Raw genomic sequence first — 16,980 nt, forward strand, 5'->3', positions numbered from 1 at the left:
TGAGCGCTGAAAAGTATCAAAGCGGGTCAAATAGTAGGCTTTTGCGTACCAAACGGTGCCTTTTGCTGATGGACAAAGACCGTTTGGCCCCCGATTTCCGGAGGGATATCAGTCAGAGATGATTTAAGTATTTCTGGGGTCGTTGTGAGAGCGGCCTCGCGCGCAGCGCCAGGCCGTTCCAACAGAAAAACAGCGCAGTGGCTCGGATCAGGGGTGTTGCTTATGCCGAGGGGGCAACCGCTTGACGGGCGATACGCCACAGCCGGGCGATATCACGTGCTCTGGCATGCAGTAGCGCCGGGGCGTTGGCACAGGCATGCTCCAGGCTCATCGGCCCGTTGGCCAGGGCGAATGCAGCGTCGATACCGTGGACATACAGCTGCTGATAGCCTTCACCCAAGGTCCCAGCCAGCACCACCACCGGCACACCGTGGCGTTTGGCGACCCGAGCGACGCCCATCGGCGTCTTGCCGCGCAGCGTCTGGGCGTCGAAACGCCCTTCGCCTGTAATGACCAGGTCAGCGCCCTGCACCAAAGCGTCCAGACCCGCCAGGTCGGCTACCACCTCCACGCCAGGGCAAAACCGCGCCCCCATGAAGGCCTTGGCCGCAAAGCCCATACCGCCAGCGGCGCCGCAGCCTGGAAGATCACGCACATCCTCACCCAGCAACCGCGAACAGTGGTCGGCAAAATGGCCCAGCGCCAGATCCAGCGCCTGCACCTGCTCCGGGCTTGCGCCTTTCTGCGGGCCGAAGATCGCCGAAGCCCCATTGGGCCCACACAGGGGGTTGTCGACGTCGGCGGCCACTTCGACCTGTACGTCCAGCAGGCGCGGGTCGAGACCACTGGCATCGATACGCGCCAGCCTGGAAAGGGCCAAGCCGCCCTCCTCCAGCGCCTGGCCGTCGGCGTCCAGCAAACGCAAGCCCAGTGCCCTCAACATGCCGCTGCCACCATCGTTGGTAGCGCTGCCACCAATCGCCAGGACAATCCGCTGGGCACCGGCTGCCAGGGCAGCGGCAACCAGCTCGCCGGTACCCCAAGTGCTAGTGCGGCAGGCATCGCGCTGGCCGGGCGGGACCAGTTGCAAGCCACTGGCCTGTGCCATCTCGATAATCGCCGTGCGGCTGTCGGCCAACCACCCCCAACCGGCTTCCACAGGTTCCCCCAGGGGGCCGCGCACGCGCTGGCGACGAAGCTCGCCATGGCTGGCCGCCAGGATCGCCTCCATGGTGCCCTCGCCACCGTCCGCCATCGGGCACTGAACCAGCGCGGCATGCGGCCATACCTCGGCCAGGCCACCGGCGATGGCACGGGCGACGCCAGCCGCGTCGAGGCTGTCCTTGAACGAGTCGGGGGCGATGACGATCTTCATGGGGATTCTCCTGTCCAGATGACCGGCATGCTGACAGGTGGCCGCCTGGCTGGCCTCGGTCGAATGCACAACACGTTCGCAGGGATGATTGGGCAAATGCCTGCCCCTGGAGGCCAGGTCAATCCGCGGGCAGCAATTGCAACCCCAGGTACAGGCTTAGCATGCCTTCCAGTCGCAAGGGATCGACCTCACTCAGCTCTGCAATGCGCTCCAGCCGGTAGCGCAGACTGTTACGGTGGATACCCAGTGCGTCGGCGCAGGCCTGGCTCTGCCCATCATGCGCACACCATGCCCGCAACGTGGCGAGCAGTTGACCACTGACATCCTTGGCCCGTATGCGCTGCAAAGGTTCCAGCAGCTCATCCAGCGCATCGTCGTTGCGATGTCGCCAAAGCAGAGCAGGAAGCCGGTAGCGCGCCAGGCTAAGCAGTGGCTCATTGGGCAAGACTTCGCGTCCATAGGCCAGCAGGTCCCGCACGCGGCGGTAGCCCCGGCGCAACTGGTCGAGGCTGTGCGCCACGGTACCCAGCGCCATCCGCTCGACCTCCCAGCCATGGCGCTGCAAACGCTCCAGCAGCCTGGATTCGTCCACAACCACGCCAGCGGGGCGGCACCACAGCAAGGACTGGCGCGCGGGGCTTACGCACCAGCTGTCCGGGTAGCGGCTCATCAGCCAGGCCGAGAGTGCCTCCGAAGGCGGGCCTGACTTGAGTTCGAACAGGTAGGGTATGCGCGGCAACTGTGGCTTGAGCCCCAACTGCTGCGCTTCGTCCAGAAGCCGTGGCGAGTCACCGGTGCCGCCCAGCAGCAGCGCCAGCAAGTCATCGCAGCGCTGGCGCCGCCATTGCTGCTCCACCTGCTGGTGCCGCTGGGCCAGCAGCATTTCGGCGGTCATCCGCACCAGTTCGCCATAGGTGCGCAACTGCCGTGGGTCACCCGTAAGCCCCAATACGCCGATCAGCCGCCCATCGAGCATCAGTGGCAGGTTCACCCCGGGCTGCACACCCTTCAGGCATTTGGCCGCATCCACGTCCAACTCCACGATCCGCCCGTTGGCCAATACCAGCTGGGCCCCTTCGTGACGGGTATTGATGCGCTCAGACTCGCCACTGCCCAGGATCAACCCCTGACTGTCCATGACGTTGACGTTGCAGGGCAAAATCGCCATCGCCCGGTCGACGATATCCTGAGCCAAGTCGTGGTCCAGTTCGAACATTCCAGCTCCTCAGCAGGTTAGGCGTGGCTTGGCCGAGGGCCTAGATGACTTTGTCCACGTACGCTTGCGCGAACCAGTCTGGGAGCTCCTCGACGTTGAACCGCAGATCGGTGCCATGGGTGATCTCGGCCAGCAAGATCGACTGCTCACTGGAGTTATCGAAAATGAACGCCCGGTTAGAAGCGGCAACCGCGGAAGGCAGAAGTTCTAGCGAGCGTACGTAGCGTTGCCGGATCTTGTCTTCGGGGACAGGGTGCCCGCCATCGCTGACTCGGTTGGCTACACGACTGATGTTGATGTCAACTGAATCCGTTGCGACGAAATAAAGGTAGGTGCGATATCCGCTGGCTCGCGCCAACTCGATAAAGCGGACCTTGTCCGCACTCGACATGACGGTTTCAAAAGTGAAGCTTTCCTTGAGTTCCAACAGCTTGTTCCGGATGAAATCGGAAATCACCGAGGAGTAGTAAGAGTTCATCTCCACTTTACTGAAGTCGACCTTCTGGCCGTGCAATTCAATGTCCTGCACTGTCCCCGCCAATCCAGCCTTGCGCATCAACGGGTGTGGCCCCAAGAACCCGTGGAGCTCTTCGGAGGTCGGAGTGATGTTGAACTGAGCCAGGTCGAGCAAGCCGCTGGCTTTTACTTCCTTCTCGATATCGTCCGCATTCACATAGGTCGAAATCAAGTTAGGGGGTACTTGGTCCTTTATGGTTGATTTGCCCGAACCGTTTGGGCCAGCGAAAACGCGTAGTCTAGGCACTGGCTTCCAACCGACGCACCTTGACCACTTCGCCAACAGTCACTTTCCTGCGCGGCTTGGTCTTGTTCACGACGCGGACAACGCCTTCAGCACTCGCTGCGACAATGTTGGAACCTTCAACCCGCAACACCGTGTGGCCTGCAGCCAAGGCACGAACATATGCAGCATATGTCGCGCAAGCAGCCGTTTGAGGGATGCTGACCTCGAGATTGTCAATTGCCTTCTCTGAAAGATCGTGCTTTAAGGCTTTTGCCGCCATGGTTGCCTCCGTTGTTCACTTCCGGGCAAAACTGGATTTCTTACATTCTAGCCTTGATTGCCCCCAAGCTGAAATGATCACTGGCCGATCCTCTCGCCCTGGCCGCTTGTTCGACGGCACAGCAGCCCGCCCAGGACACTGTGCAAAAGCACAAAGACAGCCGCCTCGCACTCCCCGAGACTCCTCAGGGCGAGCGCCGGAACAGGCGACGCGGCGACAACCATAACAACAGAGATCACAATCATGGCACACAGCCCCGCCCTTGACCAAGGCACGGACACCACCCGCAATGCGCTGTACCGGCGCATCACGCTGCGGCTGATTCCGTTCATTTTCATCTGCTACCTGTTCAACTACCTGGACCGCGTCAACGTCGGCTTCGCCAAGCTGCAGATGCTCGATGCACTTCAGTTCAGCGAAACCGTCTATGGCCTTGGCGCCGGGATATTCTTCATCGGCTACGTCCTTTGCGGACTGCCCAGCAACCTGGCGCTCAACCGCTTCGGTCCGCGACGCTGGATCGCAGCGATGATGATCGCCTGGGGTAGCCTCTCGACCTGCCTGCTGTTCGTCACCATAATACCCCCACCTAAATCACCTTCCAAGCTCCCTTTCCATCGCGCATAGAAAAGCCCGCACAGGGCGGGCTATCAGACTTTCAGCAGGCTTATGACGGGCACAGCAACAGGCAAGCGTAAACCCAGTTATGCACCTCCAATGACTCACCATCCATCACCAACTTGGCCGCTTGCTCACGCACTGCTAGCTCCATTGCAGGCGTCTTGATCGGGAAGGCAGCGTGTGGGTCAGGAGTCAGGCGCCACTCTCCTTCTTTGAACATAACAAACAGCCCTATTCCCGTAGGTCCGCCCAAGATCACGGCTACGTTGTGCATCCAATTAGGGTGCTGATCGTTGATGTAATGCATGGAGTCGAAAAAACGCTGAGACAGGAATTCATCTGTGTGCTGCATGATGTGCCTCCTTGGCCATTGCGAGCTATACCCGCCCAGTGATCACTATAGCCTCAGTTCATTGCTTCCCAGCCGTACTGCTTTTCAAGCTCAAGGTAGTGATCCCGCCCTAAGGGAGTAAGGTCCGCATAGTTTGAGCCATAGCGGCTACGCACGGGCTTTATTAGCCCCACATTGTAGAGGTGGTCAAGGGCGTTCTGGGTAGCGATTCTGGACAACCCAGTGAATTGGCGGACATCATCAAATCCAATCTTGTGGCCTGCTTGAATCGCCTTTCCGACAACCACAAACGCCTTCTGCTGGTCCTCCGTAAGTGGTGCCCCCTTGGGCGCCTCTTCCTCTTCCTTTTGGAACACATTCACGTACACAGCGATACCCGCGAAGCACACCAGCATGATGCTCATGAGAGATAGCAGCAGGATCACCCAACGAGACACCGAAACGTCATCACCTAATGCACTCCACAAGCCTTGAATCCAATGCCACAGCCCCATGATGTACGGGCTGAAAATGGACACATCCAAAGAGCTTTCAGCAAGCTTGGTAAGGGGTACAGCGGCAACGGTGGCAACCATCCACCATCCAAGTGTTTTCAGTGTCTTTCGCATGCCTGCTTTCCTAGTCGCAATGAGCCATTATCCCAACTGGCAGGCTTTCAGCAAGGTTTCTTACGGGCATGAAAAGCCCAGCGGGTAGGCTGGGCTTGGGGGATAGCGTGTTGCCTTAATCGTCGTCATCTTCCTCAGACATTGGCTCATCGCCTTGGGCGGGCTTATAGCCCCACTCGTCCCAGTTGTCGGGATCGTTGTACGGGTCACTGTCGCTCATCGGGGTTCCTCATTCGCTCTCAGGTTCTGGCATCTTCAATGCCGCAAGTTCAGACTCAAGTGCTGTGTTCTCTGCCTGTACGGCCTCAAGCTCACTGGTCAGACTGGTCACCTTCTGCTCAAGGAAGGCGATGTACCTTGCTTGCACATCCTCTGGCAGCAGCGACTGTTGAAACTCTGCCATCAAGCTAGCGTTACTACCAATGGTCTTAGCCGAAGCTGCTGGGGCAAAGTGAGCAACCGTTGCTCTCAGTGCGGCTTGCTGTCTTTCAGTCGCAACCGCCCCAGACCCCACAAGCTCACCGTTCTCATACTTCTCAATCCACTGGCTGAAGGCGTTGTAATGGCCCTCAAGCTTGCCCGCTGCAACCTGCTCACGGTGCCAGCGGCTCTTAGGCTGATTGGATTCAAGCCAAGCTTTAACGAACGCCACCTTCTGGCTATCTGTGTAATGTGTGCGGGCCATGTGTGTAGAATCCATAGAAGAAGAGTAGGATCATTATCAATGAACTACTCACCTCACACAACCTCTCAATCCTTGATTGGGTAGCTGACAATCGCTTGAGAACTCGCCATAGCCAACATCTGGTTGCCTGATAGGTCAATGAATGGGAAGCCCGAGTATGGGAAATGCCCTGACGAAAGGTCTACAAAGAGCCTATTATCAGTGAGTTCTACCTTAGTGGCTCCAGATGGGTAAATCCCCTTGCCCTTCTCAGTGATAGAAAATGCCAGTGGAAAGAAAGAGAGCACACTGATAGTGCATAGATTCCCTTCATTCAAACACGCAAACATCTTAGCACTCAGATGGTGGCGATGGGGAAAGAACCAACAGTACAAATCGTGGGTATTTTCTATGGCTGCATCGTCACCCATCACAAACTTCTGTAACGGAGTGAAGTATGGTGTATCTACTGGCACCCTCTTACACTCGTTAACAGATGTAGCCGACAACACATGCCCTATCATCGCACGACAGAACCGAACAGCGTCGAATGGAATCGTGACATAGTTTAAGTGATTGCTTGCGTAAGCAAAGTGATGTGTTACCAGTGTGGTGAGTTCCTTATAGACTCTCGCAACTTCTTGGTCATTAGCACCCAGATGATTGCTATTACAGGCTTTGCAAATGGTTTTGAATTTGCTGCCGTTAGGCGACTTCAAGCCTTTAACTGGGACTGGGTCAACCCCCATCACCTCAGTTAAATGCACTTGTTCTACCTTAGTAATATTAATGCTTCCCCGTGGCGGCACATGATCCCAACTGAGCCCGCCATAGGTGCTACAAATCAAGCAATAACCTTGCTTAATCTCAGTATGCATACGCCGCTCTGTCAGTCTGTTAGTAAAATCCCCCATACAAAGTCTCCAATATTGCCAGCCAGCATCATGTCTTAAAGAATGGGGGTGCATAGACAGCACCCCTACATACTCGACTATTAGATGCACGCATCCCCAAAGGTTTGCATCTTAGATTGTCCATCCAACATCTCAAGGAAGGACAATTCAACATCTAAATCTTTTAGCTTATTCCAATCCACCGAGTGGAATTTATACTCAGAGTTATCGCCAAGCAGGACAGGCGGCAGGTTCATTTTGTGAAGATTAATAGTACCATATTTACCAACCATCGAGCTTAGGTTTGCATGTCCTGCCTCGACGAGTGTAGCAAGCGTACCAACTGTGCTTGCACCGACCTCCGCTAGTATGTTGCCTGCCTCTTCAAGCATCGTCCTCTCATAATCTCGCACATAATGAACGCCATACTTGAGCAGCATGGTTGACATGAGAGACAGAGCAAACTCTGACTGCGAATTCAAAGACCCCCTACCCATACTTAGGCATAGAACATAAAAAAGAACACCCGGATCAAAATTATCTAGCCCCCGACGTATCGCTTTAGCTTCCGGCTGTGAATTAAGCAATCCAATGCCATCAAAGAAAACTTTAATATTCTTGAGGACTAGTCGATAAACATCCTTGCTAGAGTTCAAAACCACTCTTGCAATTATCGCTGAGCCCCAGAAAGCCTGCATGGCCTCCTTCGCACCGAAGCAATTGGCCACCAAATGTACACACACCGAATATTCCGTTAGCTCTGGATTGTAGATCGACTCAAAGCTCTCTTTTTCAAATATTTTTGTTTGAATAAGACGCTCATTATCATCTTCAATTCTTTTTAGCAATGAAGCATGGGCGTCCAGCTCCGCAGCCATTGCACAAGTCTCAAGCAATGAAATCGCAGAGATAGGAGAGCGAACAATCGGCTCCCATGTTTCATTGAAGAAGCGAATGAAAAAGATAGGCCGCTCCCCCGGTCTACCGTCATGACGAAATTCTCGACCAGAAGTTGCTCGCCAGTTCCACGGAAAGGAAGCGTCATATTGACCACTAACAATACTGTAATAATCTGGAAGCTTGATTCGCTTAAGATGGTTGTAGCAAGCACGCATCACATGAAATTTATTTTCATCTGTTGTTTCACATGTGTATGCACGGTGGAGCATACTAAGGTGTCTTAAGCCCCAGAGAGTAGAAGTGCAATCTACAAAATGCGTGTACTCATGAACTGCCAATGGCAAGCACTTTGCAAGGCGTGTATATGTGGCTAAATCAAACTTTTCTTCGGACTCTAAATCAGCCAGAGATACGCCTTTTACGTGGTGTGTCTCCAATGAATCAAGCATTACCACGGCAGTTGGAAAGTCGAACTGACCGAGAGTATCAATTCTTCTCAAAGGGTTCCAGCGGGCACCAGTGTTCCTTACGTTCTGTGACAACGTTAGCTTAGGATCAAAAAGCTTCTTTCCTTGGATCATTCACTTCACCATGCGTTCTTATGTAAAAGCCCGCTATTAGCGGGCTTCTTAGGACTGCAAAAAGACTATCTTACTACAGTTGCTTGTTTTCCACCGAAGGGCAGGAAGCACCCACCCGCACTCTTCATCAAGAATCGCACTTTGAGCTGTTCGCCTTTCGCAAGATCATATCCAGCATTCTTATCTGCAAAATCAACCTGTAGGTCTTGAGTGCCGATACCATCTACGTTCAGTGAAACCGAATCAGACTCAAGCAACACAATCTTACCGCTCCAAGTCATCCAGTGGTCTTTATACTGGGCATTGAATATGTCGTCTTTCTTCTGATCACTGTAGGTGCTCTTGCAGCCTACCTGAGCATTTACTTGAGAATAAGTGGCTGTGCTCTCGGGACGTGACTCAACCGCTGGAGCAGCAGAGTATGAAGAGCTGGTAGACGAGGATGTGTAGGTGTTGGTGGTATTGGAAGTGAACGAAGGCCAAAGGAAGTAAACGGCGAGCCATCCAAACCCGATCACCCTAGCCCGAGTCGAGTAGCCTTTGCGAAGCAGAAACCAGACAAAGATAAATGGAAGAAACACGTTACCCAGAAACAGCGGGAGGCTTGGGATACGTTGAGGCTCATGATGGGATTGCGTTGGACGGAATCCCCCTTTTGACGAACTAACTGGAGCACCACAGCCGGGACACGCATGAGCCGTATCACTGATTTCTCTAGAGCATTCGTTACACGCGATGAGTGCCATATCACATCCCTGATCAAGAAAAAGGCATATTGCCACTAGTGTATGATCGCAGCAACAGAGAAAGTGTTTTTCTGACACAAAAAACCGCCCGCCCGCCGTGGGCATGAGGCACTTTCGGCTAGCGTTGGTTTTGAGGCAGGAAATATAAGCTAGAGGGTTTTGGAAAAGCCGGGTTCAAGCGAGAGGTGTTAAGCCACACACAACTGCCCAAACGAGAACGGTTTGCTTTTCTAAAATAACTGAGGCCACTATGGGGCGTGCACCCTCAAGCCTTCTTGAACGTCACATCAAGGGCCAACATCAGGCGACGTACAGTTGTAGGACTCCATTCACCACCACGTGAGGTGAACAGGGCTTGAGCATTCAGTACATCAGCGAGTGCTTGAAGCGTTGATGCGCCCTTGTAGAGAGCTGCCATGACGTATGGTGCAAGCTTGGCCTGATGGCCCTGCACTTTAGGACTGTTCACATTCTGTGCAGCCTTGGCCTGCTTAGCCTTACGGGCCAATACAAGGTTGTCAGAACGACGATTCACCTTAGCAATACTCTCTACACAACCACCATCAGCACGCTCTTGCAGTGCCCCTAGGGCGTCTTTTGTGCGTTGGCTGATGAACTGGCGTTCCTGCTCTGCCAGTGCTGCATACAGATGGAGCTGGAACCTGTCAGCCATAGGCATTGTGGCAATCTTGAAATCAACCTTCTCCATCAACTGTGCAATGTGCAGCACAGAGCGGCTTATACGGTCGATCTTGGCAGCAACGATGGGTAGGGCATGGGCTAACGCTTTAGCCATCTCAGGGCGCTCTACAGGAGCTATGGAGCCGGATACTGTATCAGTGTACTCGGCTACTACGTTCCAACCTTGTTGCTTAGCTGCCATCTGTACATAGGTGCGTTGGGCTTCAATGCCTAAGCCTGATTCGCCCTGCCCTTTGGTCGATACACGGTAGTAAGCAACAACATCCATCACATCACCTTCAAGACATTCTGTGTGTAGGCACATTGTAGCGGATGCATATATGTGTGACAACCACACAACGGACGTTGAGAGAATGTCAAAAAACAGTGTGTGTTTGTTGCTGACCGTTCACCTATATTGGATGGCTAGCACTGTCAAGCAGAATCACAATTAGTGCGTATGCACTGAGGGAATTGAAGACTTTCAGCGAAACACTACAAATGGCCAATACATAAGAATGGCAATCATCTGCAATGGTGAAATCTTCTGCTATCTGTGTGATTTGTGGTTGACAGAGCTGTATTGATGTGTACTGGCAGGATGCTTTTCTAAGTTTTCTCACATTTTTAGAAAATTATCTTGCAATAGCAAAAGCGTTTTGCTTAGTAACACCCCTAGGTGCAGAAACTCCCCTATGTGTCACCCTGCCTGTATTCTCAACACTTCGCCCTGCTCGGCCTTTCAAGGGGTATGTACCAATCAGTACATAAATGTCACCAACAAGAATGGTGACAGATAATAGAGTGGTGACAATCTTGGTGACATTCAACACCTCACAAGGTATTGATTGCACGATGATGAATGACAGAGGGTAATATTGTGTCGTACCGACACAGAGGGATAACACCTTGAACGTAGTTCAAGAGATTACACCCTAAGACAACATACAATAGACCAATACCCTAGAGCATCCTGCTCTTGCTTCATACAGTGCAGAGATAGACCGCTAGGTCATTGGGTTAGCCCGTATCCGTAGGATACAGTGTTATACCCTTCTGAACGTCCGTTCAGAGAGTATCTATTCTAGGAGATTTCATTATCTTAGTAGTTGTTGTTTGTATGTTTGTTTCTGTTGGGTAACACTCAATGCTAAACGCATTGGTAAAAGCAGAAGCTCTTACATCATTATACCGTGATGTGCGAAAACCCGTAAAGATACAGTTATGTGAAATTACACCAGTACAGTTTATGAGGTGCTCACCGTTACAGATCACAGCTTGACACACCATACTCGATTTCAACGTCACCGCCGTTAATCACCGCAATGTCACAGACACTGGATACAGACAAGCTTATCTCTGCCACCTCATTCATCAGGTGCAGCATGTGCTTGATGATTTCCTGCTTGGCCTGTGCGTAAGGACTTGTTCTGAGTGAGGATGTGACGACTCCCTGTAATTGGTGCCTCACCTTGTCAGCTTGCTCATCGCTAAAGCCACCGGGAAGACACAGCACCCTGCCCTCACCCACAACAGCAAAGTTCTCAGTGCTGAGTGACGGGTGAAAGAACACAGCTCTTGTCACGGCTAGGCCGTTAGCCGTTGCTGGGTAGGTGAACAGCCATCCAGTTCTAGCTAAGTGGCGTTCTAGCTGTGGGTTGCTGGCGTTAGCCTTCGCATAGGTGATGCGTGCCTGCTGGATCAGCCAAAGCACTTCATCAGTTGTGGCGAATCCCTGCGTGCCCAGATGATCCTTCACAGGATTCAACATTTCGACCATGCCACAGCCGGTCACAATTCCTGCAGGTGTTCTGACAATCTTCTGTTCATCGTCTCCATGCACTGTAAGTGAGCCGTCAGCCTCGTATCGGGTTGCACGTTTGTCAGCAGCTACCACCACTTCACTACCCAGATGAGCAACGAGAATACACGTCATGGATTTCACCTCAGAACTGACAAAGCTCGACTCTACCACGTATGTGCAATCCGTCACTCAAAACGGGCTGTAAGCCTTATGGCTACTGGGCTAGGGGCGAATCTGTCTCAATAGAACGTCTACTACTCTCCCTATCTTGAGGGCAAACGAAAGCCCAGCTTGTTAGGGCTGGGCTGTGGGCTGTCAGATAGATTACAACTCAGAAGCTTTCACTACTTGTGGTAGCAGCTCTGTACAAATCCGCTCCATGTGTTCGGCAGTGTCTAACACTTCCATCCGCATAATGCCGAGTGAACCAGACTCATAATCGTAACGACCCTTGAAGAAGTAGCCCGCAAAATCTTTCAGCTTCTGCTCAAGCGGATAACCGGGATACAGGCGCTCCGATGTATCTAAGATAGCTTGACGCAAACTAGGCTCAATCTTACTGAATAGTTTGTCTAAGAAATGACCATGCTCAGAGGCCACTGCACCACTGTACATATCAATTCCGTTAATCGTTGCTATCAGCGTGCTATCATCTTTTGCCAAGAATGACTTTATAAACAGTTCAATCGCCAGCCCTGATAGCACACAGGCAGGGCGATAAAGCTCAGTGTCATTAGACTGCTCAATGAGAAGAGCAGCTTTAAGATAGGTACTGCCTGCACGAATCACTTCTAAACTTGGCAAAGGTAGATATGGCATAACGACTCCTTGTTGTTGATATTAAAGAATACCATATAAAGGAAAGGCCGCTCAAGGCGGACTGTAGAGGGCGTAGGAGACGCTTTAAGGGCGCAGGGCATCCAGACATATTACCTATATGCAAAACACTCTTAAAACGTCTTATATGAGCTCCTAGCGTTAGCCAGCAACAGAGCCAGAGTTACCTGTACCCGGTGTGACGCCGGAGTGGAAGTGAGCATCAAACAACACACCATTGAATCGGGCTTCACAAATCATGGTGTAGTTGCCAGTCAAATTTATTTGAGAAACATTGATGTTCATCTGTTGAGCACTCAGGATGAGAGAGTTGGATGCTGTTAGCTCAATATCCTTGCCAATCACTTTGACCGTGAATTGAGAGTTGATCACAGCGTTGCCATCAGCCTTTAGGGTTAAGTGCGTCTCCTGCCCTGTCCCTACGGATGAACAATCAGTAGGTCTTTAAGGTCACTATCAAGCCCCGTGTCGCACAGACACAGGATCATTCCTTTAATTTTCTGGGGAATTGATATTCATCAATCATTATTCCCCAGTAACCCTTGGAAAATGGAAGGTAGTGGCATTGACCTACGGTCGAGATGCATCAAGCCTAGACCTGTAGGTCTGAGAGTTACCTTCATGGTACGAATGCTTCACTTCTATATCCGAGCGTAATTCACCAGCCCAGTGCGACCTCTCTTACAGGTCGTTTACAGGTCGTTCGCTTCTCTCTCTTATCCGAGCGCAATTGAATTACGCCAGTCCTTGCAGTTGTCCGGTGTCGTCTTGGTAGTACGAGTCGGCAAAGTCCACTTCAAACTGAAGCTGCTGACGCACAGCAGGGTTTCGTTCAAGATAGAGTTCCATCCCGCCGATGGCGAAACGGGCACACTGGCAAACTCTCCGTGCTTGTTGGTCGCTCATTGTGCGTAAACCCTCAAGGCGAATCACGCTCTTTACGATCTCGGTGCTGATCTCATCAAGCATACAAGCCCGCAGTACATGGGCGGGGCTTACGTTCATTTTCCCATTGCTGTCCTTGCCTACTGTCATGCAGGCGCCATAAACGTAGTCATCAACCCAGCAAAGGCGTTCAGCATGGGCCGCCTTGAAATGGCTCACGTGCGGATTGGGCGTTACCTTGGGCTTAGGTCCACGTTTACTACGTTGTACATCAAGGTCGACAACGCCATCCGGCAGGCGCTCCGCTTCTGCCTCAGTAATGCTGGGACGTGGGGCAGGATCAAATTCATAGCTCGGTTGTATCGCTTTGGTCTTGCCAATCTGAGGCTGTTCGTAATCGTACGGAGTCGGGACGAGGTCGAGAGTGGTGTAGCTGGCCATCACCTCACCAGTGGTCTTGTCGACAACGAAACTGTCGACGTTAGTGGTGCGGAGGTTGGTCAGTGCGGGACGAATGTCGGAAGCGGCTGTGGCGGGGGGAAATACTTTGATGCGGGCGAGCGTGGTCATCGTTTATCTCCTGTGTCAGTTCATTTGCATAGGCATTCCTCTCGGGTTGTGCCGGTTATGGTTTGGGTAAATCGTAGGCAAATTTAAGCCCCCATGCAAAACACCAATTCGGTGGTCGCGGTGGAGGCTCTTTAATATGCCTATCTGCTCACTGAAGCAGGGGCTAATACTACACTATCCCAGAGAAAAATCAACCCCTAAGTATTGACTTTTGCTGCAAACCTATTCCTAAAAAACTGTTTTACCGAGCGAGGAACGCGCTTTGCTTAGTACAGACCATCCATTCACCCCGTAAACATTGGGGTTGAAATGAAAGACGAATACGTAGCGTCGATTGGGAGTCGAGGTTTATACGAGGTTTTCAGTAGGTTATTCGAGGTTTTCTGATGTGCTTCAAGTCCTCGGCCATCGCTTTGATTGGAGTCCTGCTGCCGTAGATGCCAAAAGCGACGCTGCCGGCAGTATCGTCAATCCCCCTGCTCTACCCAGTCTTCTTGCCTGCGGATTGTTCCTGTCTCGCAGTGGTCGCCGGTCTTAACAAGCATCGGTCGTTCTCCCTGATAGAGCCTGTACGTCTTAGCGCCTTTGTTGTACCCGTCATAGCGATACACGGTGTCTGTCCCAGTGACGGTGATGGTCTTATCTGGATGCACGGTGATGGCATAGCCAACTTGCTGCATCAAAGCACTCAGGCGCTCAGGGTCGTTTTCTTCCATCCACCACATTTCAGCCTGATATTCCCAATCCTGCCCTGCTGCTGGTGTCTCTGACCGCTCTAACAGCGTGAGACGGGCTTTCATTGACTCACGGTCGGCATTCAGCAGCTTGAGGTCATCAAGCACTTCTTTCACAGCACCAATGGCCTTGATCGTTTCTGTTAGGCCGGTGATCTTGAAAGACACACCTTCAATCTCAGAACGGAGAGCGGCAATCCCCACCTCATTCACACTGGTGTGCAGAGTAGCCACGCCATCGAGCTTTGCCCGGTCACCAGTCCAAGCCAGAATTGCGTCCATCACCGGCTTTGGCAATTGGGCGTTGTTCGTACAATCACCCATCATCTGATTTGAGCGGCAACGAACTGAGGACGTTTTGCCAGCGCGATGCTGAACAATGTAATTCTTACCGCATACGCCACATTTCATCAGACCGACTAGGAAGTGCTTTGCTGTCTTCCTCACTGGCTTGGTGGCCACACGCTCTTTGTGCATTTGAGCCTTCTGAAAGGTGCTCAGACTTACAACTGGTGGGTAGGCGTTCTGGATAATCTCCGTTGGCCTGTTGTCGTCGAGCTTGTACACCTCCCATTCACCAATGGCTGTGCGGTTTGTGATCCAACGGCGAACAGAGGCACCAGCCACCTTCGCTAGCTCAGGTACGCCAGATTCACGCATACGCTTGGCTATGGTGCTCGTGCCTACACCCGATATGTATAGGTCGAAAGCCAACCTAACCTGCTCTGCTACACGTTCGATCAACGCACCGTCGGAGGTGAGCCATACGGGTGTTGAACGCTTGGGGGCTACTCCGGCCTTGGCTTGAGCTTTACGCTTCTCATAGGTGGCTGTGATGCGTCTGGATAGGGCCGCACTGTATTGGTGTGCAGCCTGTATCTTGGCCATCAACATGTAGATGTGAGAGCCGTTCACGCTCGCACGGTTGTAGGTGTTGCCATCGTCAAGGGTGATGATCGAGACGCCAGCTTTCAAGATTGGCGTAAGCAGGTCGAGCATATCCACTGTGTCCATACGGCCTGTACGGTCGATGGCTTCAACCAGAACAACGTCCCCTGATTTGATGGCCCCATCCTGTACCGCCTCAAGCAGCTTCCCAAAGCCACCACCTTTAACGTGCTTGGCATGATAGCCAGACTTGCCAAGGTCTTTGTATTGGAGCGTGGACAGGTCGTACTCGGGATGACTCAGCAGCCACTCGGCAATCATCGCCTCTTGGCGCTCAACAGAGTTGCCTTGCCGTTGGCGAAGGCTTGAGAATCGAACGTAGCTGATGGCGTGCGGCATGGGGAATTCCTTGATTCGAGCGATGTTAGCATGGGGCAGCCACAGGGAGTAGCATACGACCCACCTGCCTGCTGTTCGTCACCACGCCCACCGAGTTCTACACCTTGCGCCTGCTGACCGGTGCCGCGGAGGCCGGCTTCTTCCCTGGCGTAGTGCTGTATCTCTCGCGCTGGTTCCCGGCTGATCGTCGTGGCCGCATCATGGCGCTGTTCATGTCGGCGATTCCGGTCTCCGGCCTGCTGGGCGGGCCGTTCTCCGGTTGGATCCTCGAACACTTCGCCGCCGGCCAACATGGCCTGGCCGGTTGGCAGTGGATGTTCCTGATCCAGGGCCTGCCGACCGTCATACTGGGCGTGCTCGCCATCGGCCTGCTCAGTGACGGCTACCAGAAAGCCGCCTGGCTGAGCCCAGCCGAACGCCAGCTGATCGAAGCCGACCTCAAGGCCGACGCCGCCAGCAAGCCTGCCACGACGGGTGACAGCGTAGTCAGTGTGCTCACCAACCCGTTGATCTGGACCTTCGGCTTCGTCTACTTCTGCATCCAAAGCGGGGTTTACGCGATCAACTTCTGGCTACCGTCGATCATCAAGAACATGGGCTTCGACAATCCGCTGCTGATTGGTTGGCTCAGCGCCATCCCCTACTTGCTCGCGGGTGTGTTCATGATCCTTTGCGGGCGCTCGGCGGACCTGCGCAACGAGCGCCGCTGGCACCTTGTGGTACCGATGCTGATGGGCGCCACCGGCCTGCTGATCGCGGTGAACTTCGCAGGCAACCCGACCATTGCCATCCTCGGACTTTCGATCGCCACCATGGGTGCCCTCACCGGCCTGCCAATGTTCTGGCCGATGCCGACCGCACTGCTGAGTGCGAGCGCCGCCGTCGCGGGCTTGGCGATCATCAACTCGGTGGGCCAGATGGCCGGCTTCCTCAGCCCCTACCTGGTGGGCTTCATCAAGGACCAGACCGGCTCGACCGACGCGGCGCTGTACTCGCTGGCGGCGTTGATCGTGCTGGGTAGCCTGGTTGCCCTGCGCGTTTCGCGCGCTGGTATGCTGCGCGCTTGCCAAACCAATTGATGCCCGTTCGCCAGCAAGTGGGCTCCTGTCCGTAGGAGCCGGCTTGCCGGCGAAACATCCAGCAATCCTCGACCCGATCGTCAGCTCGCTGCATCACCCCAAAGGCAAAGGCGTCAAATGGTTGC

16 protein-coding genes and 2 pseudogenes are annotated in these 16,980 nt (G+C 53.4%); 2 read left to right on the top strand and 16 right to left on the bottom strand.

From position 1 onward, the window contains the following. Positions 1–220: 220 nt before the first annotated feature. From H620_RS0106345 to H620_RS0106360, 4 genes are all read right to left on the bottom strand, one after another. Positions 221–1,375 carry a glycerate kinase gene (locus H620_RS0106345; RefSeq protein ID WP_027906976.1) on the bottom strand — a complete coding sequence of 385 codons (1,155 nt, stop codon included), beginning with the start codon at positions 1,373–1,375 and terminating at the stop codon, positions 221–223. Positions 1,376–1,493: 118 nt separating this feature from the next. Then, on the bottom strand, positions 1,494–2,591 hold the full coding sequence (locus H620_RS0106350) for a sugar diacid recognition domain-containing protein (protein ID WP_023380517.1): 1,098 nt from the start codon (positions 2,589–2,591) through the stop codon (positions 1,494–1,496). A 40-nt stretch (positions 2,592–2,631) separates the two neighbouring features. Beyond that, on the bottom strand, positions 2,632–3,279 hold the full coding sequence (locus H620_RS0106355; protein ID WP_023380515.1) for an ATPase: 648 nt from the start codon (positions 3,277–3,279) through the stop codon (positions 2,632–2,634). A 67-nt stretch (positions 3,280–3,346) separates the two neighbouring features. Then, positions 3,347–3,613, bottom strand: a complete 267-nt coding sequence (locus H620_RS0106360) for a hypothetical protein (RefSeq protein ID WP_023380514.1) — start codon at positions 3,611–3,613, stop codon at positions 3,347–3,349. 243 nt (positions 3,614–3,856) lie between these two features. On the opposite strand from H620_RS0106360, the pseudogene H620_RS0106370 reads away from it, so the two are divergent. After that, positions 3,857–4,189 (top strand): annotated as a pseudogene (locus H620_RS0106370) (MFS transporter); the annotation flags it as partial. Between the two features lie 91 nt (positions 4,190–4,280). Here H620_RS0106370 and H620_RS0106375 read toward each other — a convergent pair. The 12 genes from H620_RS0106375 to H620_RS0106425 form a co-directional block, all read right to left on the bottom strand. Beyond that, positions 4,281–4,586: a hypothetical protein gene (locus tag H620_RS0106375; RefSeq protein WP_027906979.1), complete on the bottom strand. Its 306-nt coding sequence runs from the start codon at positions 4,584–4,586 to the stop codon at positions 4,281–4,283. Positions 4,587–4,639: 53 nt separating this feature from the next. Continuing rightward, positions 4,640–5,194, bottom strand: coding sequence for a hypothetical protein (locus H620_RS0106380; RefSeq protein ID WP_027906980.1), 555 nt, complete (start codon positions 5,192–5,194; stop codon positions 4,640–4,642). 229 nt (positions 5,195–5,423) lie between these two features. After that, positions 5,424–5,879, bottom strand: a complete 456-nt coding sequence (locus tag H620_RS0106390; RefSeq protein WP_027906981.1) for a hypothetical protein — start codon at positions 5,877–5,879, stop codon at positions 5,424–5,426. A gap of 65 nt (positions 5,880–5,944) precedes the next feature. Beyond that, positions 5,945–6,736, bottom strand: a complete 792-nt coding sequence (locus tag H620_RS0106395) for a metal-binding protein (protein ID WP_244880946.1) — start codon at positions 6,734–6,736, stop codon at positions 5,945–5,947. Between the two features lie 116 nt (positions 6,737–6,852). Continuing rightward, complete coding sequence (locus H620_RS26870) at positions 6,853–8,232, bottom strand: hypothetical protein (RefSeq protein ID WP_155950768.1); 1,380 nt, start codon at positions 8,230–8,232, stop codon at positions 6,853–6,855. A gap of 65 nt (positions 8,233–8,297) precedes the next feature. Next, on the bottom strand, positions 8,298–8,978 hold the full coding sequence (locus H620_RS26305; protein WP_155950769.1) for a zinc ribbon domain-containing protein: 681 nt from the start codon (positions 8,976–8,978) through the stop codon (positions 8,298–8,300). Positions 8,979–9,243: 265 nt separating this feature from the next. After that, entirely contained in the window at positions 9,244–9,948 is a 705-nt protein-coding gene (locus H620_RS0106405) for a recombinase family protein (protein ID WP_027906984.1), read from the bottom strand. Between the two features lie 975 nt (positions 9,949–10,923). Further along, positions 10,924–11,595, bottom strand: a complete 672-nt coding sequence (locus H620_RS25575) for a hypothetical protein (protein WP_155950770.1) — start codon at positions 11,593–11,595, stop codon at positions 10,924–10,926. Between the two features lie 192 nt (positions 11,596–11,787). Continuing rightward, entirely contained in the window at positions 11,788–12,282 is a 495-nt protein-coding gene (locus H620_RS0106415) for a hypothetical protein (protein ID WP_027906985.1), read from the bottom strand. Between the two features lie 159 nt (positions 12,283–12,441). After that, on the bottom strand, positions 12,442–12,672 hold the full coding sequence (locus tag H620_RS26875) for a hypothetical protein (RefSeq protein ID WP_155950771.1): 231 nt from the start codon (positions 12,670–12,672) through the stop codon (positions 12,442–12,444). 363 nt (positions 12,673–13,035) lie between these two features. Continuing rightward, the gene (locus H620_RS0106420) at positions 13,036–13,755 is read right to left on the bottom strand and encodes a hypothetical protein (protein WP_027906986.1); all 720 of its coding nucleotides are present in this window, start codon (positions 13,753–13,755) and stop codon (positions 13,036–13,038) included. Positions 13,756–14,222: 467 nt separating this feature from the next. Continuing rightward, positions 14,223–15,776 carry a recombinase family protein gene (locus H620_RS0106425; protein WP_049818720.1) on the bottom strand — a complete coding sequence of 518 codons (1,554 nt, stop codon included), beginning with the start codon at positions 15,774–15,776 and terminating at the stop codon, positions 14,223–14,225. 62 nt (positions 15,777–15,838) lie between these two features. Here H620_RS0106425 and H620_RS0106430 point away from each other — a divergent pair. Next, positions 15,839–16,855 (top strand): annotated as a pseudogene (locus H620_RS0106430) (MFS transporter); the annotation flags it as partial. Positions 16,856–16,980: the final 125 nt, after the last annotated feature.

Origin of the sequence: Pseudomonas taiwanensis DSM 21245 (genome assembly GCF_000425785.1) — a bacterium.
Lineage (GTDB): Bacteria > Pseudomonadota > Gammaproteobacteria > Pseudomonadales > Pseudomonadaceae > Aquipseudomonas > Aquipseudomonas taiwanensis.

What these genes read in the sequence shown, in the direction of transcription:
- H620_RS0106345 (WP_027906976.1), bottom strand. Translation starts at nt 1,375, where the DNA reads ATGAAGATCGTCATCGCCCCCGACTCGTTCAAGGACAGCCTCGACGCG.
- H620_RS0106350 (WP_023380517.1), bottom strand. Translation starts at nt 2,591, where the DNA reads ATGTTCGAACTGGACCACGACTTGGCTCAGGATATCGTCGACCGGGCG.
- H620_RS0106360 (WP_023380514.1), bottom strand. Translation starts at nt 3,613, where the DNA reads ATGGCGGCAAAAGCCTTAAAGCACGATCTTTCAGAGAAGGCAATTGAC.
- H620_RS0106375 (WP_027906979.1), bottom strand. Translation starts at nt 4,586, where the DNA reads ATGCAGCACACAGATGAATTCCTGTCTCAGCGTTTTTTCGACTCCATG.
- H620_RS0106380 (WP_027906980.1), bottom strand. Translation starts at nt 5,194, where the DNA reads ATGCGAAAGACACTGAAAACACTTGGATGGTGGATGGTTGCCACCGTT.
- H620_RS0106390 (WP_027906981.1), bottom strand. Translation starts at nt 5,879, where the DNA reads ATGGCCCGCACACATTACACAGATAGCCAGAAGGTGGCGTTCGTTAAA.
- H620_RS0106395 (WP_244880946.1), bottom strand. Translation starts at nt 6,736, where the DNA reads ATGCATACTGAGATTAAGCAAGGTTATTGCTTGATTTGTAGCACCTAT.
- H620_RS26870 (WP_155950768.1), bottom strand. Translation starts at nt 8,232, where the DNA reads ATGATCCAAGGAAAGAAGCTTTTTGATCCTAAGCTAACGTTGTCACAG.
- H620_RS26305 (WP_155950769.1), bottom strand. Translation starts at nt 8,978, where the DNA reads ATGGCACTCATCGCGTGTAACGAATGCTCTAGAGAAATCAGTGATACG.
- H620_RS0106405 (WP_027906984.1), bottom strand. Translation starts at nt 9,948, where the DNA reads ATGGATGTTGTTGCTTACTACCGTGTATCGACCAAAGGGCAGGGCGAA.
- H620_RS25575 (WP_155950770.1), bottom strand. Translation starts at nt 11,595, where the DNA reads ATGACGTGTATTCTCGTTGCTCATCTGGGTAGTGAAGTGGTGGTAGCT.
- H620_RS0106415 (WP_027906985.1), bottom strand. Translation starts at nt 12,282, where the DNA reads ATGCCATATCTACCTTTGCCAAGTTTAGAAGTGATTCGTGCAGGCAGT.
- H620_RS0106420 (WP_027906986.1), bottom strand. Translation starts at nt 13,755, where the DNA reads ATGACCACGCTCGCCCGCATCAAAGTATTTCCCCCCGCCACAGCCGCT.
- H620_RS0106425 (WP_049818720.1), bottom strand. Translation starts at nt 15,776, where the DNA reads ATGCCGCACGCCATCAGCTACGTTCGATTCTCAAGCCTTCGCCAACGG.